Source organism: Lacticaseibacillus saniviri JCM 17471 = DSM 24301 (assembly GCF_001311785.1).
Classification (GTDB): domain Bacteria; phylum Bacillota; class Bacilli; order Lactobacillales; family Lactobacillaceae; genus Lacticaseibacillus; species Lacticaseibacillus saniviri.
Window position 1 is genome coordinate 47,378 of record NZ_BBBX01000017.1, and the last position, 22,689, is coordinate 70,066.

At 47.1% G+C, this 22,689-nt stretch carries 20 protein-coding genes and 2 pseudogenes; 15 read left to right on the top strand and 7 right to left on the bottom strand.

Translation table 11 applies throughout. From position 1 onward, the window contains the following. Positions 1-281 precede the first annotated feature (281 nt). Positions 282-596, bottom strand: a complete 315-nt coding sequence (locus JCM17471_RS09335) for a hypothetical protein (protein ID WP_054777660.1) — start codon at positions 594-596, stop codon at positions 282-284. A gap of 102 nt (positions 597-698) precedes the next feature. Beyond that, positions 699-1,709, bottom strand: coding sequence for a LacI family DNA-binding transcriptional regulator (locus tag JCM17471_RS09340; protein WP_054777661.1), 1,011 nt, complete (start codon positions 1,707-1,709; stop codon positions 699-701). 251 nt (positions 1,710-1,960) lie between these two features. On the opposite strand from JCM17471_RS09340, the pseudogene JCM17471_RS09345 reads away from it, so the two are divergent. The 12 genes and pseudogenes from JCM17471_RS09345 (at position 1,961) to JCM17471_RS09390 (ending at position 12,370) form a co-directional block, all read left to right on the top strand. Next, a pseudogene (locus JCM17471_RS09345) lies at positions 1,961-4,166 on the top strand (alpha-galactosidase). A 91-nt stretch (positions 4,167-4,257) separates the two neighbouring features. Further along, complete coding sequence (locus tag JCM17471_RS09350; protein ID WP_263849476.1) at positions 4,258-4,704, top strand: hypothetical protein; 447 nt, start codon at positions 4,258-4,260, stop codon at positions 4,702-4,704. Beyond that, complete coding sequence (locus JCM17471_RS15990; protein WP_054777663.1) at positions 4,638-5,558, top strand: glycoside hydrolase family 65 protein; 921 nt, start codon at positions 4,638-4,640, stop codon at positions 5,556-5,558. Before JCM17471_RS09350 ends, JCM17471_RS15990 begins: the two co-directional genes overlap by 67 nt. Beyond that, the gene (locus JCM17471_RS15995) at positions 5,558-6,301 is read left to right on the top strand and encodes a glycosyl hydrolase family 65 domain-containing protein (RefSeq protein ID WP_054777664.1); all 744 of its coding nucleotides are present in this window, start codon (positions 5,558-5,560) and stop codon (positions 6,299-6,301) included. Before JCM17471_RS15990 ends, JCM17471_RS15995 begins: the two co-directional genes overlap by 1 nt. A 262-nt stretch (positions 6,302-6,563) precedes the next feature. Beyond that, positions 6,564-7,718 (top strand): ABC transporter substrate-binding protein, encoded by a 1,155-nt coding sequence (locus tag JCM17471_RS09365; protein ID WP_054777665.1) that lies wholly within the window; start codon positions 6,564-6,566, stop codon positions 7,716-7,718. Further along, entirely contained in the window at positions 7,679-7,843 is a 165-nt protein-coding gene (locus JCM17471_RS14125) for a hypothetical protein (RefSeq protein WP_156321667.1), read from the top strand. Before JCM17471_RS09365 ends, JCM17471_RS14125 begins: the two co-directional genes overlap by 40 nt. 26 nt (positions 7,844-7,869) lie before the next feature. Then, a complete protein-coding gene (locus tag JCM17471_RS09370) occupies positions 7,870-8,748 on the top strand; it encodes a carbohydrate ABC transporter permease (RefSeq protein ID WP_054777666.1) in 879 nt (292 codons plus the stop codon). Continuing rightward, complete coding sequence (locus tag JCM17471_RS09375) at positions 8,748-9,560, top strand: carbohydrate ABC transporter permease (protein WP_225354244.1); 813 nt, start codon at positions 8,748-8,750, stop codon at positions 9,558-9,560. The genes JCM17471_RS09370 and JCM17471_RS09375 overlap by 1 nt, the downstream gene beginning before the upstream one ends. A 387-nt stretch (positions 9,561-9,947) precedes the next feature. Beyond that, a complete protein-coding gene (locus tag JCM17471_RS09380) occupies positions 9,948-10,187 on the top strand; it encodes a zinc ribbon domain-containing protein (RefSeq protein WP_156321668.1) in 240 nt (79 codons plus the stop codon). Continuing rightward, the gene (locus JCM17471_RS09385) at positions 10,184-11,566 is read left to right on the top strand and encodes a zinc ribbon domain-containing protein (RefSeq protein ID WP_054777668.1); all 1,383 of its coding nucleotides are present in this window, start codon (positions 10,184-10,186) and stop codon (positions 11,564-11,566) included. Before JCM17471_RS09380 ends, JCM17471_RS09385 begins: the two co-directional genes overlap by 4 nt. Positions 11,567-11,578: 12 nt before the next feature. Next, a pseudogene (locus JCM17471_RS16605) lies at positions 11,579-11,647 on the top strand (zinc-ribbon domain-containing protein); the annotation flags it as partial. Positions 11,648-11,653: 6 nt separating this feature from the next. Beyond that, positions 11,654-12,370, top strand: coding sequence for a DUF6574 domain-containing protein (locus JCM17471_RS09390; protein ID WP_054777669.1), 717 nt, complete (start codon positions 11,654-11,656; stop codon positions 12,368-12,370). An 86-nt stretch (positions 12,371-12,456) separates the two neighbouring features. On the opposite strand, the gene JCM17471_RS09395 is transcribed toward JCM17471_RS09390, so the two are convergent. Beyond that, complete coding sequence (locus tag JCM17471_RS09395; RefSeq protein WP_054777670.1) at positions 12,457-13,515, bottom strand: D-alanine--D-alanine ligase family protein; 1,059 nt, start codon at positions 13,513-13,515, stop codon at positions 12,457-12,459. A gap of 234 nt (positions 13,516-13,749) precedes the next feature. On the opposite strand from JCM17471_RS09395, the gene JCM17471_RS09400 reads away from it, so the two are divergent. Next, the gene (locus JCM17471_RS09400; protein ID WP_054777671.1) at positions 13,750-14,742 is read left to right on the top strand and encodes a D-2-hydroxyacid dehydrogenase; all 993 of its coding nucleotides are present in this window, start codon (positions 13,750-13,752) and stop codon (positions 14,740-14,742) included. Positions 14,743-14,937: 195 nt separating this feature from the next. Here the strand turns inward: JCM17471_RS09400 and JCM17471_RS09405 are convergent, their stop codons facing one another. Then, positions 14,938-16,380, bottom strand: coding sequence for an amino acid permease (locus JCM17471_RS09405; protein WP_054777672.1), 1,443 nt, complete (start codon positions 16,378-16,380; stop codon positions 14,938-14,940). 140 nt (positions 16,381-16,520) lie between these two features. On the opposite strand from JCM17471_RS09405, the gene JCM17471_RS09410 reads away from it, so the two are divergent. Beyond that, positions 16,521-17,171 (top strand): endonuclease III domain-containing protein, encoded by a 651-nt coding sequence (locus JCM17471_RS09410; protein WP_054777673.1) that lies wholly within the window; start codon positions 16,521-16,523, stop codon positions 17,169-17,171. 85 nt (positions 17,172-17,256) lie between these two features. Further along, complete coding sequence (locus JCM17471_RS09415; protein ID WP_054777674.1) at positions 17,257-18,183, top strand: lactate/malate family dehydrogenase; 927 nt, start codon at positions 17,257-17,259, stop codon at positions 18,181-18,183. Between the two features lie 63 nt (positions 18,184-18,246). Here the strand turns inward: JCM17471_RS09415 and JCM17471_RS09420 are convergent, their stop codons facing one another. The 3 genes from JCM17471_RS09420 to JCM17471_RS14130 all read right to left on the bottom strand — a co-directional run bounded on the left by JCM17471_RS09420 (position 18,247) and on the right by JCM17471_RS14130 (position 22,569). After that, complete coding sequence (locus JCM17471_RS09420; protein ID WP_054777675.1) at positions 18,247-21,477, bottom strand: YhgE/Pip domain-containing protein; 3,231 nt, start codon at positions 21,475-21,477, stop codon at positions 18,247-18,249. A gap of 22 nt (positions 21,478-21,499) precedes the next feature. After that, positions 21,500-22,039 carry a TetR/AcrR family transcriptional regulator gene (locus JCM17471_RS09425; protein WP_054777676.1) on the bottom strand — a complete coding sequence of 180 codons (540 nt, stop codon included), beginning with the start codon at positions 22,037-22,039 and terminating at the stop codon, positions 21,500-21,502. A 368-nt stretch (positions 22,040-22,407) separates the two neighbouring features. Further along, positions 22,408-22,569 carry a hypothetical protein gene (locus tag JCM17471_RS14130; RefSeq protein ID WP_156321669.1) on the bottom strand — a complete coding sequence of 54 codons (162 nt, stop codon included), beginning with the start codon at positions 22,567-22,569 and terminating at the stop codon, positions 22,408-22,410. Between the last annotated feature and the right edge of the window lie 120 nt (positions 22,570-22,689).

Consider the following 22,689-nt stretch of genomic DNA (forward strand, 5'->3'; position numbering starts at 1 on the left):
CAAGGATTGATGACAAAGCCCGAACTTAGGCTTTTAAATCAATCCTTAACGTGTTTGAACTCGCAACAACTTGCGCCCAGCTTGGTTCGTTATTGGCAGAGACCGCCAATTAAACGAACCCATGCTGGTGCTCAGTTGCTGGGCGCGAGTTCGCACACTTCTTTGTTAACCGGAATTCTCAGTCTTTTGGAACGCGATTAGTCTAGTTTGTTCGGAAATTGAAATAGGGGTTGTGACAAAACGTAGTTTTGTCACAACCCCTATTTTGTTTGAATACGAAGTTAAAGTGATAATCCTTGCTGCGGATCTTGATGTGCAGCAACGCGGTTCAGGAATTGATGGTGGTACTTATCGTGCTTGAGATCAGCTGCAATTAACAGTGGTTCTAGTGGAATCGGTTGGTTGTTTGCGAACTGATTGGTACCATTTGGAAAACTGAGGTCCAACAAATAATCGTGCAAGTCAGCGTAAATCGGATCAGACTGAGCCAGTTGCATGATGATCTGTTGTAGAATTTGCCGATTATGACTGCTGTTTTCAACAGTGATATTCGGTGAATACGATACCACCTCTAGGGCATTGAATAGGCTATCCATAATGCTTACTCCTCGCGCGTATAATATCACTAGTATAACGTGCGTTGCTGAAAAGATGGTATCAATTTGTCTCGATTTAATTGCGAAAAATGAAAATGAAAATTACAGCAAATGTTTGGTATAACTTTCACGATAGGTGATTGTTGGTTCAAAAATAACGTGGCTCGCATGGGTCCGCTTGCCTGAAAGCCGCTCTGACGATAACCGGATTGCATTTTCACCAAATAGCTGGAGCGGAATTTCAATTGAGGTCAGTGCTGGCGTTGTATAACGTGACATATCAGTATCATCAAAGCTGAGCAATTGTGGGAAGTCACTCGGTGAGACCTTGGCCTGCATCAGGCCCCGGATGAAGCCGATTGCTAGCGGATCGCTGGCAAAGACCACGGTTTTCGGCCGCGGGTTCAAGCCCAAGAACCATTCCGCTTGTGCTTCGCCGAATTCGGATGTCCAGGGCCCTAATTGTGCCTGCATTGGCATCTTCTTGGCCTCTGAAACAGCCTTGTATGCCAAGTAACGACTTTCGTTATCATCGGTGACTTCGGAGCCGTCGAGATTGCGTTGAGACCGTTGCCCCCCGATATAAGCCACACTGCCATCGGTTTGCTCAAAAATTTGTTGGAACAGGCGCTTGCCAAAGTCTAAGAGGTCGACATAAACGCCATCCATTGAGGTCGGAATAGTGGCATCGTCGACGACCACCACATTATCATTGGCTTCATGTAGTTGCTCGAGCGCCTCATGTGTAAAGCCGCCAATAACCAAGACGCCACCGACTTCGCGAATCGCATCCATATCAGGCATGGTGCGGGCCCCAAAAATACGAATGGTGGGTGTCAGATGAATGGTACGTTTCTTGGCTTCTTCTTCGATGGCAAGGCGCATCGTGCGGAAGTACGGATCGATCACTTCCATGGCCCGTGACTGTGAGGACACGATCTGAATCGTTTTGGTGTAGCGTTCTGGTTTGATATAGTCGAGACGTTCAGCGGTGTTGCGCACTAATTGTCGGGTTTGGTCACTAACTGAGAATGTTGGATCATCGTTGAGAACACGTGAGACGGTTGCGGGTGAGACGCCGGCTTCGTGTGCAATTTGTCGTATGCTTACCATTAATTTTTTCTCCACTTCAAAATCGATTGTTTAGTAATAAAGATATTCTACCGCGAAACACAGTAAACGGGAAGCGTAAACCCTCCAAATGACTCATTATCAGGAAAATAATTTTTGTATGTTTAGTAGGACCGAAAAATTTGACAATGACTGGGATTGCTGAATATACTGGGTGGGTGAACAGTAAAGAAAGCGTTTTAAAGATAGTGTATGTTTAATAAATAGTTTACTATAAGACAGGAGGCAGAGCTGTGATTACTTTTGATGACAACAACCGGTGTTTTCACCTCACCAACCAGCAAATCAGCTATGTAATGCGTGTCAGTGAATTGGATGTATTGACGCATGTGTATTTTGGTGCGGCCGTGCCGTTCGTTGGCGGACTGCGGCAATACCCACATGTGGATCGAAGCTTCTCACCGAACTACGCGGCGGCGAAGAGTCGGGCTTATTCGATGGATACGCAACCGCTCGAATATCCGACCGGCAACGGTGACTTTAGAGAAGCGGCCATGTTACTGACCCAAGCTAACGGGGCGCAGTATTTGGATCTACACTATGTGGATTACGAAATCATCGCCGGTAAGCCAGCATTAGAAGGGTTACCAGCAACGTTTGCGACACCACAACGATCTGCGGAGACGTTGAATATCGTGATGCGCGATGCGGCCAATCAAATCGATGTCATTTTGAGCTACAGCATCTTTGCCGACCTGCCGATTGTGACGCGTTCTGCCAAAGTCATCAATCGTGGTGAACAGATGGTGACCCTCAATCGCGCTTTGAGTGCCAGTGTCGATTATCCCATGGATGATTGGGAGGTGCTCAATCTGATCGGTGGCTGGAGCAAAGAACGCAGTATCAGTCGTCATCCCGTCACTATGGGTGAATTTGTCATCGATAGTAAACGCGGTACCAGTTCGCATCAACATAATCCATTCATCGCATTGCTGCATCCGGCAACCACCGAAGACCAAGGGGAAGTCTATGGGTACAACTTGGTTTACAGCGGCAATCATCAGATGCGGGTGGAAGAGGATCAACTGGGCGCCGTTCGTGTGCAAGCGGGCATCAACGACTTTCATTTTAACTGGCAGCTGCAACCCGATGCCAGTTTCCAGACCCCAGAAGTGGTGATGGCATACTCCAATCACGGCCTGAATGGGATGTCACACGCATATCACACCCTATATACCGACAACTTGATGACCAGTCGTTTTTGCGCATGAAGAGCGACCAACCCTGATTAATAACTGGGAAGCCACCTTCTTTGACTTCACCAGTGATAGCTTGAAACCGATCATTGATCAGGCAGCGAACTTGGGTATCGAGATGTTTGTGCTGGATGATGGCTGGTTTGGCCATCGCGACAACGATAACAACTCGCTGGGGGACTGGTTTGAATCAAGGGCAAAATTGCCGGGGGGGTTGGGTCATTTTGCCCAATATGTCCATCAACGTGGGTTGAAGTTTGGCCTGTGGTTTGAACCCGAAATGGTATCGGCTGATTCTGAACTCTACCACAAGCATCCGGATTGGGCGTTTGCGGTACCGGGCAACACCCCGCTTGTGGGTCGTGACCAATACGTGCTCGATTTCTCCCGGCAGGACGTGCGTGACTTCATCGAAGACGAAATCACGGCGGTCTTAGATCAGGTGCAGATTGACTACATCAAATGGGATATGAATCGCAGTCTGACTGATGTTTTCACTCAGAGTTTGCCGGCTGATCGGCAAGGTGAGGTCTATCATCGCTATGTCTTGGGCCTGTATCAAATGCTCAATCATCTGACCAAGCGCTATCCTGATATCTTATTTGAGAGCTGTTCGGGTGGTGGCGGTCGCTTTGATCCCGGTATGTTGTACTACATGCCACAAACCTGGACCAGTGATAACACCGATGCCGTCGATCGCTTAAACATTCAATATGGGACCAGTCTGGTTTACCCACCGGTCGCGATGGGCAGCCATGTTTCTGCCGTTCCTAATTCACAAAATGGGCGTGAAACCAGTCTTGAAATGCGGGCGGCTGTCGCGATGGGCGGTAACTTCGGTTATGAGCTCGATCTCAATCAATTGAGTGACGGCGAACGTGCACAGGTCAAAGAGCAAGTGGCATTTTATAAGCAGCATCGTCATTTGATTCAGTTTGGGACGTTCTATCGACTGCGCAGTCCCTTCGATCAAGGCAATTTGGTCAGTTGGGGCATGGTGGATGCCAAGCAGCGTGAGGCGATTTACTTTGTCTACACCCTGAGTGCGCGCGCGAATGCCGATTTGCAGGTTATCAAGTTTGCTGGCCTCGATCCCAACACGCGGTATCGCGTATCGGGTATGCCTGATGTGTATAGCGGCGCAGAATTGATGCAGATTGGTTTCTATTTGGACCCAGCTGCCTATCGAGGCGACTACAATCAACGAATTTATACCGTCAATGCGGTGGAGGAGAAGGCATGACCAACACGTATCAACTCACCTTGGCAGACATTGCCAGTCAAGAAGCGGCGTATGTCGAAACCATTTTTCACTCGCCAATGGTCACTTGGGCTTGCGGGCCAGTGATCCTGTGATGACCAGCGCCACGGCCGGTACCATCGTCAATGGCTTCTATGAAACACGGCCCATTGTGTATGGAGAAGCGGCGGTGGGCTATGCCAAGAATCATCAGACCATTGTGAATCTACCGGACTTACGCCACATTCATGTGCAAACGGCAACGGGGGATGTCTTCCGTGCCAGTGAGCGCCAGGCGACCACACTGAATCTGGCGACGGGTCAGCTCACAGAACAATTTGAGTTGCGGACGGCTGCTGATCAGCGCATTCGCTTAACTTTGACCAGTGTTGTGGGCCAAACCACGAATGAAATCGGACTGCGGTACCAATTTGAGGCGATCAATTACACGGGGCAGCTGCAGGTGACCAAACGTTGGCAGCGATTGATGGCGATGAGGCCAGCGACGATCCACGCAAGGCGCGCCAAGTCACGAGCTTGAATTTCGCGACCGCACAGGTATCACCGCGTCAAACCAATGTCACAATCACGACCCAAACCAGCCACAAAGCGATTACGCTCGGTGTGCTGGCGATGGGTGAAGCCCTGACACAGACCATCGAGTTGGCAGATAAGCCCGTGCTCGATTACATCGGCGCGGTGTCAGTGATTGATCAACCGCTGCCCGCGATGGTCGGTGATTTTGCCACAATTGCGGCTGACAGTGCCCAGTATTGGCGAAAAGTGTGGGCCAACAGTGCCATCACGATTGAGGGTGACGATCAACTGACCCAGGCGCTACACTACAATCTGTTCCAGCTGAATCAAGCGGCAGGCCGTGATGGTGTGACCAACATCGCCGCCAAAGGGCTCAGTGGGACGGGCTATGAAGGTCATTATTTCTGGGATACCGAGATGTACATGTTGCCTTACTTCATCTACACGCAACCCGAATTGGCGCGTCAGTTGCTCGCTTATCGGTATTCGATTCTGCCCCAAGCCCGGAAACGAGCCAAGGCACTGGGCGTAGCGCAAGGGGCACTCTTTGCCTGGCGCACGATTAATGGTGAAGAGGCCTCGGCCTATTATCCAGCTGGCACCGCGCAGTATCACATCAATGCCGATATCGCGTACGCGGTGGGCACGTATATGGATGTCACCGATGATCGCGATTTTCTCAACCAAATGGGCTTTGAGATTGTGCTGGAGACCGCGCGTTTCTGGGCGCAATTCGGGTCCTATCGTGAGACCCAAGCGGGACGCCGATTCGAATTCTTTGATGTCACCGGCCCGGACGAATACACCGCAATCGTCAATAATACTACTACACCAATCGCATGGCCAAGCATAATCTGATGTTGGCTCAGCAATTGGCGCGACTGGTCGATCCCGCGGTTTTGCGACGGCTCAACGTGCTGGATTCGGAAGTGCAGGCATTCGGTCAAATCGCTGATGATATCTATCTGCCATACAATCAGGAACATCAGATCAATGCGCAAGACGATAGCTTCTTTGATAAACCCGTCTGGCCATTTGAAAGCACCCCAAAGAGTCATTATCCGCTGTTGCTGCACTACCACCCGCTGACAATCTATCGGCATCAAGTGGCCAAGCAGGCGGATACCATCTTGGCGGAATATCTTTTTCCAGCGGACACGGATCAGGATCAGTTATTGCGTGAGTACCGCTACTATGAACAGATTACGACCCACGATTCATCCTTATCGCGCTCTGTGTTCAGCATGGTGGCCTCGAGATTGAATCAAATGGATGCGGCCTATCACTTCTTCATGGATACGGCGCAGATGGATCTCGTCGATCTGCAAGGGAATGCGGCGGACGGGTTACATCTGGCTAACTTGGGTGGTTCTTGGCTCGCGCTGACGACAGGTTTTGCCGGGATGCATATTGTAAATGGTCAGTTGCAGTTTACTGGTCATTTACCAGCGGCCTGGTCCAAATTAACTTTCCGTGTGCGCTATCAAAATCGGTTGTTGCAAGTTGAGATTGATCAGCAACAATTGGCTGTTGTCCTGTTAGAAGGGGATGCGCTGACGATTACCATCGATGGCGAGATTCAAACCATTCGGCAGGCGTAGTAAACAAAATAAACGAAATTAATAGCCTAATTTATGAATTAGGCTATTTTTCTTTTGTTATTCCGGTGGTTTATGGTTGCCATGCACCATAACGCATGCTATATTATAACCGTAAACGGTTACAAAATGCCGAATGCACTAGACCAGGATTAACGAGAGATTTAATTTACTAAATTGTTAACTAAGGAGGATTGGACACGCGGTCCTGGGACGACTCGGCAACTGTCAACACAACGATGACTTTAAGTGGAGGAGCTTAATCATGAAGAAAATGACAAAAGTTTTAGCAGGCTTAGTCAGTGCAGCAGCACTCACTTTAATCCTGACAGCATGTGGCAGTTCATCAAGTAGCAGTTCAAGTACAAGCAAAGATGGGACCCAAACCGTTCAATTCTTCTCAACGAAGAGCGAAAACGGGACAACATATAAGAAGTTGATCAAGGAGTTCGAAAAGGACAACCCAAAGATCAAGATTGAATATCAATCCCCACAAAACCAAGCCACTGTATTAAAGACAGATCTTGCTAAAGGCACATTCCCCGATGTTGTTTCTATCGGTGGTGACGCGGTCTTCAAGTCCATGCAAGATGCGAAGGTCTTCAAGGATTTGAGCAACGAATCTTACGTGAAAAACATTAACCCTACTTATAAGAACATGATTACCAACCTGTATTCAGAAAAAGGGCTGTACGCTGTGCCTTACGCAACTAACGCCAGTGGTGTGATCTACAACAAGGATCTCTTCAAGAAGGCGGGCATTACCGACACACCTAAGTCATGGAGCGAATTGATCGCTGACGCTAAGAAGTTAAAGGCTGCTGGCATCACACCATTTGGGGTTGCCTATAAGGATGCTTGGACAGCTGCTGTGCCTTGGGATCAGGCCGCTGCTAACCTGACACCAAAGAACTTCACGACCCAACGCTTAGACAACAAGACGACATTTGCTAAGACGCATAAGGAAGTTATGAGCCGGTTCTTAGACATTATCCAATACGGTGAAAATGACTTCATGGGTCAAGGCTACAACGATATCAATACTGCATTTGCGCAAGGCAAAATTGCGATGATTTTCCAGGGTAACTGGAACATCCCAGAATTAACCAAGTTGAACAAGAACTTGAACGTGGACATGTTCGTTTCCCCAATGAGCAATAAGGCTGGCGATAGTAAGTTAGTTTCTGGTGTTGATGTTGCACTCGGGATCTACAACAAGACCAAGGTATCTGCCGCTGCTAACAAGTGGGTTTCATTCTTGATGGAAAAGAAGAATGCGCAAACCTACACCGACGAACAATTCGCCTTCAGCGCTGTTAATGGCGTTACCCAAGACAGCAAGACGGTTGCCGGCGTAAGGCTGATATCGAAGATGGTAAAGTGCTCGACTTCCCAGATCACAACTATCCAGGTGCTTTAGATATCACCAAGCCATTATCTCAGGCTGCTTTGAATGCAAAGAACGGGATGAGCCGCAGCGAAAACACGACCCAAACCCTCAAGGCATTCGATACCGCGTACGATTCTGCCAATGTGAAGAACTAGAACGATAGAAAGACGGTGAATTGCCGATGACAAAACATGGCAAACGTAAAGTTAGTTTGGTCACCTATCTCGCAGTAGCGCCAATGTTGATTCTCTTCTTCATTTTTCACACGATTCCCTTCCTTCGTGGGGTGCTCTATAGCTTTACCGATTGGCCGGGATATGGTGATTGGCACTTTGTTGGATTGAGAAACTATATGTATATGTTTGGGAACGGTCAGATCGGCGATGCGTACTGGTTTACCTTTAAGTTCGCGCTTGTTGCGACCATTGTGGTCAATATTTTGGCGTTAGCAATCGCCGTCGCACTGAATTCCAAGATCAAATTCCAGAACACTTTAAAAGCAATCTATTTCTTACCTTACATGTTGGGGACCCTGATTGTCGGGTTCATCTTCAACTTTATCTTTGGTCAGCTGTTACCACAGTTTGGACAAGCGCTGCATATCGGCTTCCTGAGTACCAACATCTTGGGGACCACCAGCGCCTGGATTGGGATTTTGATTGTGACCGTTTGGCAAGGGATGGCGTTTAACACCTTGATTTACTTGTCCGGACTGCAATCAATCGACAGTGAAATCTATGAAGCGGCCGAAATTGATGGCACAACGCCGTGGAATCGCTTCTGGAAGATCACATTCCCACTGATTGCACCATTCTTCACCATCAACTTGGTGCTATCCGTTAAGAATTATCTGATGGTTTTCGATCAGATTATGGCGATGACACAAGGGGGACCAGGGAACTCCACCACATCCATTTCCCTGTTGATCTACACGCAAGGGTTCCAAGGCTCGCAATTTGCGATTCAATCCGCCAACGCGGTGGTCTTGTTCCTTGTGATTGGGATTATCTCCCTGTTGCAATTACAGGTACTGAATAAGCGAGAGGAGCGGTTGAGCTAATGGAAGCAGCACAAACAACACCCACAACAACCAAGCGGCTGCACCATAAGAAACCGCAAAAAGCGAATTACACGTTGACTGCTGTGTTAGCGGTATTAGCCATCTTTGCGATTCTGGGCCCGCTCTATATGACATTTGTGATTGCGGTCAAAGATCCGAGTCAAATGCTGAATGTGTTGTCTTGGCCAAAGGTCTTCCACTGGTCAAACTTCGCTGATGCATGGCAAATGACTGATTTTCCACAGAAGTTCATGAACACCTTATTCATTACAGTGGTCAACATCGTCTTCACTGTGATCACCAATTCTTATGTGGCCTATGTGATTACGCGGAATCGGTCATCAAACAAGTTCTTCAACTTCTTGTACTTCTATCTGGTATCCGCCATGTTCATTCCCTTCAACGTGGTCATGCTGCCATTGGTTAAAGAAGTATCCGCCTTTCACATGGATAACGTGCTCGGAATTACCGTCCTGTACGTCATCTTCGGCCTACCGATGAACACCTTCCTGTACTCAGGTTTTGTGAAGCAGATTCCAATCGCACTTGAAGAAGCCGCGATTATGGATGGGGCGAGCCCACTCCAAGTTTTCTTCAAAGTGGTCTTCCCAATGCTCAAACCGATGCATGCGACCGTTGCGATTCTATCCTTCATGTGGACATGGAATGATTTCTTGATGCCACTGATTCTGTTGAGTGATCCCAAACAACAGACACTGCAACTGGCACAATACGTCTTCCAAGGCCAATTCTCAACGAACTATAACTTGGCCTCGCTTCCTATATCCTGGTGCTGGCACCCGTATTACTGATGTATGTGTTCTTCCAACGCTACATCATTGCCGGGGTCACCAACGGGGCTGTGAAGTAGGCCAGTTGTGTCAACAAAGCGGCTGTGACAACCCATTCGGGTCAAGTCATGGCCGCTTTTTGTATGCCCATTTTGATAAGCCGTGGGCATAAAATAACCTGGGAAATGACTACGTGTGATGATTAAGCGTTATCATAATACTCATTGAGATGGTTAAAGGGATAGATTAAGTGAACGAAATAGATGCTGTTTTACGCTCTTTTGTGTTCAAAAAGGAGCGCTTTTTAGTCTCAGCGATATTAAAAAGCGAATAAATATGATAACATAAGTAATGCATATGAAAATTTGATGGATGAGTGATATGAAGGGTACATTGGGATAATATGGTGTGGCTGACATGGGGATGTCACGCACCAACTGGGTAGCCATACATAGGCGGGATAAAACCGCCAACCATATGATGAACATTGCATCAAATGATAACCCGTATGCCAAAAATTTCATTATTTGGAGGATTATCATGGAAAATAGCGCGAGTGATTCGATGAGTGCTAAGCGCTTCTGTCCCAATTGTGGACATGAAGTCGCTCAAGATGCTGTTTTTGTCCTAACTGCGGCTATGATTTGACCAAGAATCGCGTTGAATCAGCGACACAAAAGGAAGAAACAGCACAACCACAACAATCGCAGCCAAAGCCACAACCGCAGGCGCAACCACAAGTTGGTACGCGGGCTGCACAGAAACCACCGATGTCGAAGCGGAAACGCGGCTTGTTGATTGCGGGCGGCATTGTGCTGCTGGCATTGATTATTGCTGGTGTCATCGGAAGCAATTATTATAGTCGCAACAGTCAATTGGATCGATTGATGGCCGCTATCAAAGCGGACGATGACGCGACGGTTGCTCAGTATGTGTCACCAGAAGACTCACAATTCAAGGTCACGGCCAACAGTGTGAAGCCTTGGGTGAAGCAGATCAGGGCCAACAACTATTACCAAACGATTCAAAAAGATAACTTGAGTCCATCGAGTGCGAGTGACACGAGTTATCGATTCATTCCTAGTGGGAAGCACCTGTTTTTCTTCCAGGGTTATCAACTCACGGTGCCAACTGGCTACGCGATGGTGACAACCAATCAAGATGAAACGGATGTCACTGTTTCCAATCGCTCGAACCTCAATTTTTCAGGGAAGGTCGATGGTAAGCGCATCGGACCTTTCATTCCGGGGGATTACACCTTTACCGCAACGGCCAAAATCAAGGATCGTACAGCCAAAGCCAAGGCGAACTACACATTTGATCCCGTGGCGGATGATGCTAGCAAAGCGGCCACACAAGCCGTTGATCTCAGCATCAAAACAATTAGCGCGGATGTCCTCGGGTATCCCGGTGCAGTGGTGTATGTCGATGGGGATAAGGTCGGCACGATTAACGATAAAAGTGTGTTGAGCCTCGATCAGTTACCAATCACACGCACCAGCAAACTGACCCAGATTTATACCACCTCAAATGGCCAGAAGGTAGAATCACGGCCCGAACAACTGAGTGACTACAGCGATTACGATGAGATCTCGGTCGGTTATCCTGGGGTCATCACACATGATGATGCGGATTCCTTGTTGGGTGATGTCTTCAGTAGTTTCCAGACATTGGCTAACGATGGTAGTGATGATGATGAAGAGGAGACCCTCTCTGACCACTTCACGAATGGCTCAAGCAATGAATTTGCGCAGAGCCTAATCAAAATGGCGCACGATAATTACGATGCGGATGGTGTTGATTACACGGATGCCACAGCCTCGCTGGAACACGTGACACCATTGGCCAAGAACCGGGCCTACATTATTTTTAGTGTCATCTATCGCTTCAGGAATGACGATACCGATCAATATCACGTTCAAAAGTATGAATACAACGGTGAAATTGATAAGGTCGATGACTCTGAATATCGTATCGTCAAATTCGATCTCGAAAAGAAGCTAGAAGACACTCACCAAGACGCATAAGGAGATTAATACATGATTACTTGTCCAAACTGTCATAAAGAAATTCCCGCTGATTCTAAGTTTTGTACCTTCTGTGGGTACCGTTTAGTGGCTGCAACCAATGACCAAGCTACCCAGAGCCAAACAGCCGCACCAGCACCTGCTGCTGCACCACAGGCACCGAACCCTAATGTGGTTGCGACCAAGCAATACGCGCAAGGCTACTGGTCATTTCTGACCAGCTCAATCAAGCACCCATATGTTCAAGAATTTCAATTTAACCGCTACTTTGGTTTGACGACGCTGTTACTCAATGCTTTCTTGATGGGGTTGATTGCCTACTTTCTTCAGAAAACAGCAATGGCCCGGGCTGAGGTCTATGGCTTACTGAGCTGGTTGCCTGTCGCGCGTGGATTAGGCTTCTCGGTTTTCTTAGGGACCTTCATTAGTGCTGCGGCGTTGCTGTTTCTTACTGCTAGTATTGCGTATCTCGTTGCACATCACTTTTTGGGAGATAAGCAACTGGGATACATGGACAGCCTGACGCAGTTTGCACACTTCTCAAATCTCAGTGTTTTCGTTGGTTTAGTTGCGTTACTCTTCTCAATGCTGGGTGGTGTCGGCGCCACATTCTTGACGATGATGTTGATCGGTGCAATTGCAACTTTATTCAATATTGCCTACACGGCGACCATCTTCAAAGCTGAAAAGCACACGAATTTGGATCGTATCTATGCTTATATCTTAGGTACAATTATTCTCTCAGCAGTTTTATTCATCGCATCAATGATTCTCATTACGATTGTTGGTACGAGTTTCATCTAGTGTTGATTGAACATAAAGTAAAAAGACGTGCGCCAAAACCCATGGGTTTTGCGCACGTCTTTTTGTTTGTAATGTGTTAGCAACGACTAGTTTGCCATACCATCTTCGTACAACTTGATCTTGCCATCGATGATCTGTTCAACCAAATCAGGATAGCTCAAGCCGATTGCTTCTGCTTCTTGTGGCATTAAGGACAGTGGTGTCATCCCAGGCAGGTTATTCGCTTCGATGACCCAGATACCGTCATCGTTCACTAAGAAGTCGACACGACCATAATTTTGCAGGCCGAGGACGTTCATTGTTTGAACGGCGATATCCTTCATGGCTTCGTGTGTTTCGTCATCCAGGTCTTCTGGAGGTGTCACGAAGTCTGTGTAGCCTTCTTGGAACTTGTGGGTGAAGTCATACCAGCCGTCACGCACCTTGATCTCGATAGCAGGCAATGGTTGCCCATTGACGACCCCTAATGAGAACTCGCGACCACTGATGAATTCTTCAACCATCGCACTCTGGTCGAAACGGAACGCATCCGCCAAGCCAGCTTCCATTTCTTCTTGGTTGTGCGCGATGACGGTCCCGACAGAACTACCACCACTCGTTGGCTTAACCACAACAGGGAAGTCGAAATCGACCTTTTGGTGAGGGCCTTGATCACGTGTGAATTCCTTGAATGCAGCGGTTTGGATCTTGTGATACAGCATGATTTCTTTACTGTACACTTTGTTCATGGTAATCCCAGAAGCGGTAGCACCACTCCCTGTGTAACGGATGTTGTTGAGGTCAAGAACGGCTTGGACCTTACCATTTTCACCGTCACCACCGTGTAAGCCCAAGAAGACGATATCAGCGGCCTTAGCGATTTCTAAGACGTTAGGCCCGAATAACTGGGTAGTACCGTCTGTGCGCATAGCGTTGATGTCAGCGTCCGTCAAAACGGCGTCACTGATCTTCAAGTCCTTAGATGTGTTTGAATCTTCGAAAACTGCATCGATACTGTCCACTTGGCTCAGATCATAGCCTAAGAACAGATCGATGAATGTTGCTTGATGCCCTTTTTCCCGCAAAGCATTCGTCAAACGATAGCCAGATGAGATTGACACATTACGCTCGGTGCTACGACCACCGGCAAGAACAACAATTTTCATAGGTTTGAAACCTCCGCGTTAGTTTGAACCTAAAGTTTACCATAAGACCGGACCTCTCGGCGACAATATCTGCCGCTTTTCATCAAAATTAAATCTGTAAACTTACGACTAGTATTGTGAACAGGAAACAGGCTATACTATTATTTTGAGCGTAAAACGTTGTGACGTGAACATGCGGTGAAAATAACGCGTGTTACGTTATTAACGACAACCAATAAAAGGAGCAGACTAGTTATGAAGATTATTGCGTATGGTGTGCGAATTGATGAAGTGAAATACCTCGACGACTGGGCCAAGGAAACCGGCAATACAGTTGAACAACACACAGACTATTTGAACGAGAACACGGTTGAATGGGCCAAAGGGTTTGACGGGATTAACGTCTTACAAACCACGCCTTACTCGGCTGCGATGTTTGAAAAACTGAACGAATACGGCATTAAGTACATTGCGCTGCGCAATGTGGGGACCGATAATGTCGATCTCGATGCGGCTAAGAAGGCCGGCGTGCGCATCAGTAATGTGCCCGCATACTCACCAACTGCGATTGCGGAATTCTCTTTGACAATGGCATTGCACCTCTTGCGGAATGTCGGTTATGTCCAAAATGATCTCAAGAACGATGACTTTGCCGGTGCTAGCACCCATATCGGGCGTGAACTGGGTCAATCCGTGGTCGGTGTCATCGGGACCGGGCGAATCGGGCAAGCGGCTGTGAAGATGTTCAATGGTTTCGGTGCCAAGGTCTTGGCATACGACCCATATCCTGCTAAGAATACCGATCTCGATATGACGTACGTGTCACTCGATGAATTGTTGTCACAGGCGGATGTCATCGACCTGCACGTGCCCGGCATTCCAGCCAATGATCACATCATTGATGCCCGTGCCTTTGATTTGATGAAGCCGGGTGTTGTGATCTTGAACACCGCGCGTGGGAACCTGATTGATACCAACGCACTGTTAGCAAACCTGAAGTCTGGTAAGTTAGCGGGCGCCGGCATCGACACCTACGAATACGAAACAGAAGATCTGTTGAAGTTTGCGGATCACGGTAACTTCAATGATCCAATCTGGGACGAATTATTGGCCATGCCCAATGTCGTCTTATCACCACACATCGCGTACTATACGGAAACTGCGGTGCATAACATGGTCTACTTCTCAATGGCCAACTTGGTTTCCTTCATCGAAAAGGGTGAAGCGGAAACAGAAGTGAAGTTCTAGCAATAGAGAGTGTGACAAAAAGCGTTCTGAGAATGAGGATTAACGGATACCAGCGCTAAATCCCGCACTTAGGATTTGAGCTGGTATGAGTTAACCGGAATTCTCAGCTTTTTGGAACACGTTTAATCAATATTGTTTGTAAATTAAGAGCCTGCGATAAACCCTATTGGTTTTATCGCAGGCTCTCTTTTTAGTTTATGCTAACTTCTTCTTATCGTGCCGTGCAATGGCAGGTAAGATTAACCCTAATGCCAAGAAGATGACAGGGGTTAAGATGTTTAAGGCGAGTTGGAACCACCATGTACCAGGATCAGCGCTCATATCGAGCTTTGGTACCATCCCTAAGATACAAGCAAATGCGGTAAAGGCAAGACACCAGCCACCGACAATCATGCCGGTCACTTTATTCTTGATAAAGTGGTAATCGGATTGGAACTTGTCGACTTGTTTGCTGAGTAAGATAAAGGCCAAGAATACCCAGAGGTAACGCATTGGCATAACCACCGCGTTCAGATTCAGTAACCATTTGAACAATTCGTTCATGTTACCGATCCCGATGGAAGGCAAGATGATCAAGATGCTGACCAGCACCCCAGTCATCAAGTAACCATTCGTTGGTGTGCCTTTTGCATTCAGCTTGGAGAGGCGAGCTGGGATGAATTCATCATCCGCATCCCCCAGCAAAATCTTGAGGGGCGCATCAATTGAGAATGCCAAGGCTGAAGCTTGAGCCAAGGTGTTGGCAATCGCAAAGAGAATAACGAAGGTAGGGCCAACGTGGAAGTACTTACCCAGCATCCCGAATGCGAGATAGGGGCCGTTTGCCATCAAATCATTGGGAATATGGTTGGAGTTAAACAGCACACCCATCCCAAATGAACCCAAGATAGCACACAGGGCAACCATACCGGCCAAGACCAACATCCCCAGTGGGAATTCACGTGAGGCATTCTTCGTGTTGTTAACGTAAGGCGAGATCTTTTCAGCACCACCGACAGCGAAGACTAACATCGAAATCGTGGTGAAATAGTTGAAATCAAATTTTGGTAAATATGTAGAAATCTTACCCATATCGGGGGTTGCGACGTGCACGCCAGAAACCATGAATGGTGCGGCAACGGCCAAAATAATGAACAGAATGGACATCACAAACATGGCTGTTCCGGCCATACTCCCGATCCGATTCAGGGTAGTTAACCCACGTGAGGCGAACCAGAGGAAGGCCAGGAAAATCACTAAACTAATCATGGCAACGGTTACAGATGAGGCCGTATTGACGAAATCCCCGTTACCCCGGAATAACCAGCTCAGTGCAATCATGATCCCTTGTGGCTTTTGTGCCAGGTAGGGGATGTGCACGACCCAATAAGTCCATGCCGCGTAGTAAGCCAGACGCTTGGTGCTGGTTTCTTTGATCCATGATGAAACCCCACCATTCGCATCCTTGAAAGTTGAGCCGAGTTGACCAACAATAAGTGCATAAGGCACAAAGTACAAAACCATGATCAGAATCCACGATGTGATCACGGAAAGCCCTTGTTGCGCATAGTTATTGAAGACATTGTTCAATCCCCAAACCGCAACGAACGCCAATAATGCGATGTTATACCACCGCAATTTCTTGGTATCAGTAGCCATAAAAGTCCTCCTCCAGTAAAATAGATTCCAACTAAGAATATGTGATAGCGGTTGGGGTTGCAATCTAAATTGCGCCAGAATGAGCAATCAGTGATAAACGTATGAATAAAGTCAAATAGCTAAAAAGTGAGGGTTAACAAATGGATCAACGTCTTATTGTTTTACAGAATTTAACGGCACACTATGGCAAACAGCACTGGTGGCAAGCCGATTCATTGGAAGATTGGTTGATGATGATTCTGATTCAACGCACCAATTCCCGCAATGTGGAACAGGCCGTGAACAATTTGCAACCGTACATGCAAGTCGACACTTTGTTGAATTTATCACAGGATGAATTGGAAGATTTGGTTCGACCAGCGGGGTTCTATCGTCAAAAAGCATTGCGAATTCGACTGCTGCTGGAGTGGTTCCAGGAACAGGGTGGCAGCTTTGAGGCCATCAGCAAGCGACCGGTGGCGGAGTTGCGCAAAACCTTACTAGCACTCAATGGGATTGGGCCTGAAACAGCTGATGTCATGCTGATGTATACCTTCAATCACAAAACCTTTGTGGCGGATCAGTACGCCATGCGACTGTTCAATCGCTTGGGCCTGGGTGAGTACAAACAATATGAAGTGATGCGAGCGGACTTCATGCCACTGATTGCGGACGCCACACTCGATCAGGCGCGTGAGTGGCATGCATTGATCGATGAACACGGTAAGACGCAGGTGCGCCATCCCTATGATGACAGCTTTTTACTGCAACCCAATGCACAGTGGCCAGATTTGAGTGCGGCAGAAAAATGATTTTATTTTAATCGTTCTCATCGACTTGTCATTAATTCAGCGGTATGCTGGAGCTGTTGAATACAGGTTGAAGGGAGTCTTGAGAATGAGTAAAGTGGCGATTATTGGTGTCGGTCATGTGGGGGCACAGGTTGCGGCCGACATGGTGTTACGCGGCACGGCTTCAGAGTTGGTGCTGATTGATAAGAATGATAAGAAGGCGCTGGCCGAGTATTACGACTTGACGGATCAACAAGCACTGACCAGGGAACAAACCGTTGTGACTACGGTACCTTACACACAAAATTGGGATACGTTAGCGGACTGTGATGTGATTGTGGTGGCTGCTGGGAATATTGAATTAACTCGCCAAGACGGTGCCGATCGATTGGCCGAGCTGCCAAACAGTGCCCAGATTGTGCGTGATATTGTGCCTAAGATTAAAGCCTCTGGGTTCGATGGTATCGTGATTAATATCACCAATCCGTGTGATGTGGTGGCGACCTATTTGCAACAACAAATCGGCTTGTACACGAATCAAGTCATCGGGACGGGCACAACATTGGATACCGCACGCATGAAGCGCGCCGTCAGCACCTTCTTTAAGTGCAATATGGCTGACGTGAGCGGCTTTGTGCTGGGTGAGCATGGTGAGACGCAATTCACCGCTTGGTCCACTGTTGCCGTCGCTGGGGTACCGATTACGCACGCTGCCGAATCCAGCAACATCAAGCTGGAAGACTTGAAGGAAGAGGCACGGCTCGGTGGGTGGCACATCATGGCCGGTAAAGGCTTCACCTCTAATGGCATTGGATTGACCGCCACAGTGCTCACAGAAGCCGTCTTGAACGATATGCGTCAGGCATTCCCATTGTCTGCTTATGACGCTGAGAAGCAGATTTATATCGGTCAGGTGACTCGCATCGGTAAAAAGGGTGTGCTGACGCATGTTGATGTCAAACTGACGCCAGATGAGCAAGCCGCTTTTGATGCCAGTGCCGCAGCCATCCAACATAATTTCAGTTTAATTTGATGGTACACAAAAAGGCACCGACGAGAATTTGATTTCTCGTCGGTGCCTTTTATGATGCGCTAATTACTTTTCAACTTCTTGAAGCTTTTGGTTGTCATCGAGTTGGGAAACACCCATGAGATGACGACGCTGCAAGAATTGCATTGAGAGCCATAAGAGAACCAGGCTGATCAAGATAACAGCAATCAGGAAGCCGATACTTGTTGCGATGCTTGAACCTGAAATCCCAGAGGTAATCGCATTACGGAAGCCTAAGATCGAGTAGGTCATTGGCAGGAATGGGTGAATAGCATTGTAGAAGCCATTCGTGATTTCCATAGGGAAGGTACCACCTGAACCACCAAGTTGTAACATCAGGAGCACCATGGCAATGAAACGACCAGGGTTATCCAACAACATGGAGAGGAACATAACCAGATACATGGAGGCTAATGCGAACAGGATAGCGAAGAGGAAGAATTGACCTTGATGAGCAACGGTCAAACCACCAACTTGCATCAAGCCGCCTTCAACAATCGCCATACCGACAGCAACTAAGCCGCCGAGAACGATCTTACTGAAGAACCATTGTGTTGCTGTGCCGTCCTTCTTGGATACCTTACGAATAGGGTAAGCAAAGTTGAAGACCAGGGCACCAACGTACAATGCTAATGAAAGAACGTAAGGTGCTAATGCGTGACCGTAGTTAGGCACATAAGTGTAATTCTTGTGAGTTGTCTTGGTTGGTGCAGAGAACATATCTGCTGTTGCCTTAGTCAACTTGATACCGTTGACTTGCTTGGCACCAGAATCAAGAGAAGTTGCTAATTGCTTAGAACCATCCTTGAGCTTGCTGCTACCATCCTTTAATTGACCGCTCTTGTCGTTCAATTCGCTTGTCCCAGCGGATAACTTATCGACACCGTCTGTTAAAGCAGGAATCTTGTTGTTCAGAGTAGTCAAGCCATCACTGACTTGAGTAGCACCATCATTCAATTTACCGCTCTTAGCAGTTAATTGTTGAGCACCATTATTCAACTGAGAAACGCCAGAAACTAAGGCAGGAACTTGACCATTCAATTTGCCTAAACCGTTAGAAACTTGAGAAGCACCACTATTTAATTGACTACTGTTAGCAGTCAATTGTTGTGCACCTGTATTCAGTTGAGAAACACCAGAAACCAGGGTAGGAACTTGACCGTTTAATTGACCCAAACCGTTAGAGATTTGAGAAGATCCAGCCGTCAATTTAGACCCTGCAGCAGTTATTGTCCCAGTTTTCGCTGCGAGTTGTTGACCACCAGCATTTAATTGAGAAATACCGGAAACAAGAGTAGGCATCTGGGTATTGACCTGTCCTAAACCAGCGCTTAATTGGTTAACACCTAAGACAAATGTAGGCATTTGGCCATTGATTGCGCTAAGACCTGTACTTAATTGACCAACTCCGCCAGAAACTTGTTGCAAGCCACTGTTCAATGTACTGATGGCCTGGACAGCACCTGGAAGTGCAACGCTGGAACTAGATGCTAAGACCGCAACTTGTTGCTTCAACTGGTCAAGTGAGGTAGATAAGCCACTCAATTGTTCAAGTGTTGTTGCACTTGGTAAGGCGTTCTTAACCGTTGTGAGATTGCTATTTAAGTTGGTAGCAGCACCACCGGCTATTTGTAATCCGGTTTGGATGTCAGCAAGTGCACTATTTAAAGCTGTATTAGTTGCTTGTGGGGCAGTAGTTGTTGTTGTAGTTCCAACTGCTTGTTCCACGATAGCTGAGATATCACTAGCATCGACATTAGGGTATTTAGCCTTAATTGCATTCGAAATTTCACTAGCTAATGTAGAAGAATTCACACCAGCAGTAGTTGCAGCCTGTGTGCTTGTACCATTTGTTACAGCCGTTTGAGCAGTTTGCAGCGCCGCGGATGCAGTGCCTAAACCACTTTGAAGATTTGCAGCATTAGCATCAATGCTTGCAATGCTGTTATTTAGAGCAGTTGTATCAATAGCAGGCATTGAAGGAACTTGAGTTTGTAAGGCCTGGTTTAATTGTTGAATCCCACTATTAATTTGAGGCAAACCAGCCAGCAGCTGGTTGATTTGTGCTTGTTGACTAGGATCAGCACTTGCTTCAAGAGCCGCATTGAGCTGCTCTGCACCAGTAGCTAATTTATTAACACCAGATTGGAGTTCACCAGTCTTGGTACTTAATACACTTGAGCCATCTGCTAATTGCCCTATGCCAGATTGCAAATCACCAGTTTTACTATTTAAAGTAGAAATACCATCAGTGACTTGACTGACACCATTAGCATACGCGCTGACACCAGTGGTATATTGGCCAAGATTACTGGTTAGGCTTGTGCTGCCAGCGGCTAACGTACCAACGCCGTTTTGAAGTACGCCAGTCTTACTATTTAAAACGGACAAGCCAGCAGCAATTTTATCTGTACCAGTGGTATACTGGTTGACCCCAGTGGCAACTTGTGATGCCCCAGTACTTAACTGACTGACACCACTCTTAAGTTCACCAGTTTGGCCATTTAATTGAGACAGGCCACTAGCAACCTTATCCGTACCATCGGTGTATTGCTTAACACCGCTAGCAACTTGACTTGAACCATCATCCAGCTTCTTAACACCACTTGATAATGGTGAAACGCTGACGGCCATTGTTTGAACACCATCGTTGACTTGGGAAACCCCAGCCGTGTATTGGTTCAAACCATCATCTAATGTCACTAAGCCATCACCGACTTGGTTAGCACCAGTCGCAGCTTTGCTCATGCCGGAACCCAAGACCTTCATCTGGTCGAACATGGCACTTGCATAAGCATTGGTGACGCTAGCCCGAATTTCGGAAGCCAACTTATCGACACCGATACCGCTGATAACCTGACTCAAGTAGTTCAGGGAATCATTGGTTTCATAGGTCAATTGCATCTTCTTAGGCTTGTCATTTAAGACAGTAGCAGCGTGAGAAGAGAAGTTATCAGGAATTGTCACAACGGTATAGTACTTGTTATCCTTGAGGCCTTTTTTAGCTTGGCTTTCGGTAACAAACTTCCAACCTAATTGATCGTTAGTCTTCAGTTTCTTGACTAAGTCTTTCCCGACATTCATGCGGCGCCCGTTGTATTCAACGGCGTGGTCATTATTGACAACCGCAACTGGTAATTCTTTGGTGTCACCATATGGATCCCAAACTGACTTCAAGAAGAAGATGGAGTACAGGAATGGGATGAGCATGATGACGAGGACAGAGAGCAGGATCAACCTGTTCTTGCCGATGAACTTGAATTCATCTTTTAACATAATGTCCGCGACACTTCCTTTTCTATGATGTGGCCTGGATTTCACCTAAGTGCAAATCGAGTAACTCTTGAAATGAATTCGAACGACCGGGCTGTTCCTCGGGTAAGAAACCCATGATTTCAAGAACAGTAAAGCCGAGAACACTGCTTATGAACGCTTGAACATACGCGCCATGATCCATGTGCTTGAGCGGAATATCTCGCACTAATCGTCGCAAGATATCCAGAACGCGACCGGTTGCTTTCACAAACGGGCTTGTTTCAGGATAGTTGTGCACATAATAGATGACCTCAACAAGTGGCCCTTCCTGATCAAAATAGTCATGCGCGGTCTTAGCATAGATGCTAAGGGCTTGACGACCAGAAACGCCAGGTAATTGCTCAATCAACTCCTGATAGAGACGATCCATCAATTCGGTGCCTAGTGATTCAATCACATCATCTAGGTTGCGATAGTAGTTGTAGAGCGATTGTGAGCGAATATCTAACGCTTTAGCCAAACTTTGAAAAGTCAGGCTGCGAAATCCTGATGTGCGTACAATCTCGCGTGCTGCGACTAACACCTTATCCCGATCAAGGTGCGGTGCTTACCCAAAGAAAAACCCCCTTCCATCGTCTTTAAATATTACAAGTAGTGAATATACACCGACTTGCTGAAGATTGCAACCTACAATGTGTAGTTTATCCAAAGTTTTTTCAAGAAAATTTCAAAACGTTGTGGTTGCGCGGTTGTGACGATGGAAAAGTTCATGAAAACATGAGACGTTGCTCATTATTTCTGCGCAAAAGCCGTTTTCGGCAAACGCCAAGAGCCATCGTATCATAATTACTTCATATCAAATAGGATAAAGCTCTGTTTGCCGTGAGCGTAACTAGGGTATAAAAAACGTGGAACCAAGCGAATTGTTTGGTCCCGCGTTTTTTTGGTCCGTTATGCCTGATACCGATTGCGTGGTAATTGATTGATGCCCACTGCAACACCCATTAATAGTAGTAACGTGACGGCACTGATGACACCACAATACGTGGCGAGCAGAATCGCACCGATTAACCCAAAGACAATGATGATCCAGTCAAACTTTCCCAACCGCATGACACTCATCTCCTAATACGTATCGCACTCGGTCCCCAACCAGTGTGTTTGTTATGACATTTTAGTGTACACCTAATACGGAAATTCGGGGGTCAAATTGAAGGACATATTCTTTCTGCC

Excerpts from the sequence above, each read along its gene's own strand:
- JCM17471_RS09335 (WP_054777660.1), bottom strand. The coding sequence starts at position 596 with ATGGATAGCCTATTCAATGCCCTAGAGGTGGTATCGTATTCACCGAAT.
- JCM17471_RS09340 (WP_054777661.1), bottom strand. The coding sequence starts at position 1,709 with ATGGTAAGCATACGACAAATTGCACACGAAGCCGGCGTCTCACCCGCA.
- JCM17471_RS15995 (WP_054777664.1), top strand. The coding sequence starts at position 5,558 with ATGTTGGCTCAGCAATTGGCGCGACTGGTCGATCCCGCGGTTTTGCGA.
- JCM17471_RS09365 (WP_054777665.1), top strand. The coding sequence starts at position 6,564 with ATGAAGAAAATGACAAAAGTTTTAGCAGGCTTAGTCAGTGCAGCAGCA.
- JCM17471_RS09370 (WP_054777666.1), top strand. The coding sequence starts at position 7,870 with ATGACAAAACATGGCAAACGTAAAGTTAGTTTGGTCACCTATCTCGCA.
- JCM17471_RS09375 (WP_225354244.1), top strand. The coding sequence starts at position 8,748 with ATGGAAGCAGCACAAACAACACCCACAACAACCAAGCGGCTGCACCAT.
- JCM17471_RS09395 (WP_054777670.1), bottom strand. The coding sequence starts at position 13,515 with ATGAAAATTGTTGTTCTTGCCGGTGGTCGTAGCACCGAGCGTAATGTG.
- JCM17471_RS09400 (WP_054777671.1), top strand. The coding sequence starts at position 13,750 with ATGAAGATTATTGCGTATGGTGTGCGAATTGATGAAGTGAAATACCTC.
- JCM17471_RS09405 (WP_054777672.1), bottom strand. The coding sequence starts at position 16,380 with ATGGCTACTGATACCAAGAAATTGCGGTGGTATAACATCGCATTATTG.
- JCM17471_RS09410 (WP_054777673.1), top strand. The coding sequence starts at position 16,521 with ATGGATCAACGTCTTATTGTTTTACAGAATTTAACGGCACACTATGGC.
- JCM17471_RS09415 (WP_054777674.1), top strand. The coding sequence starts at position 17,257 with ATGAGTAAAGTGGCGATTATTGGTGTCGGTCATGTGGGGGCACAGGTT.
- JCM17471_RS09420 (WP_054777675.1), bottom strand. The coding sequence starts at position 21,477 with ATGTTAAAAGATGAATTCAAGTTCATCGGCAAGAACAGGTTGATCCTG.
- JCM17471_RS14130 (WP_156321669.1), bottom strand. The coding sequence starts at position 22,569 with ATGCGGTTGGGAAAGTTTGACTGGATCATCATTGTCTTTGGGTTAATC.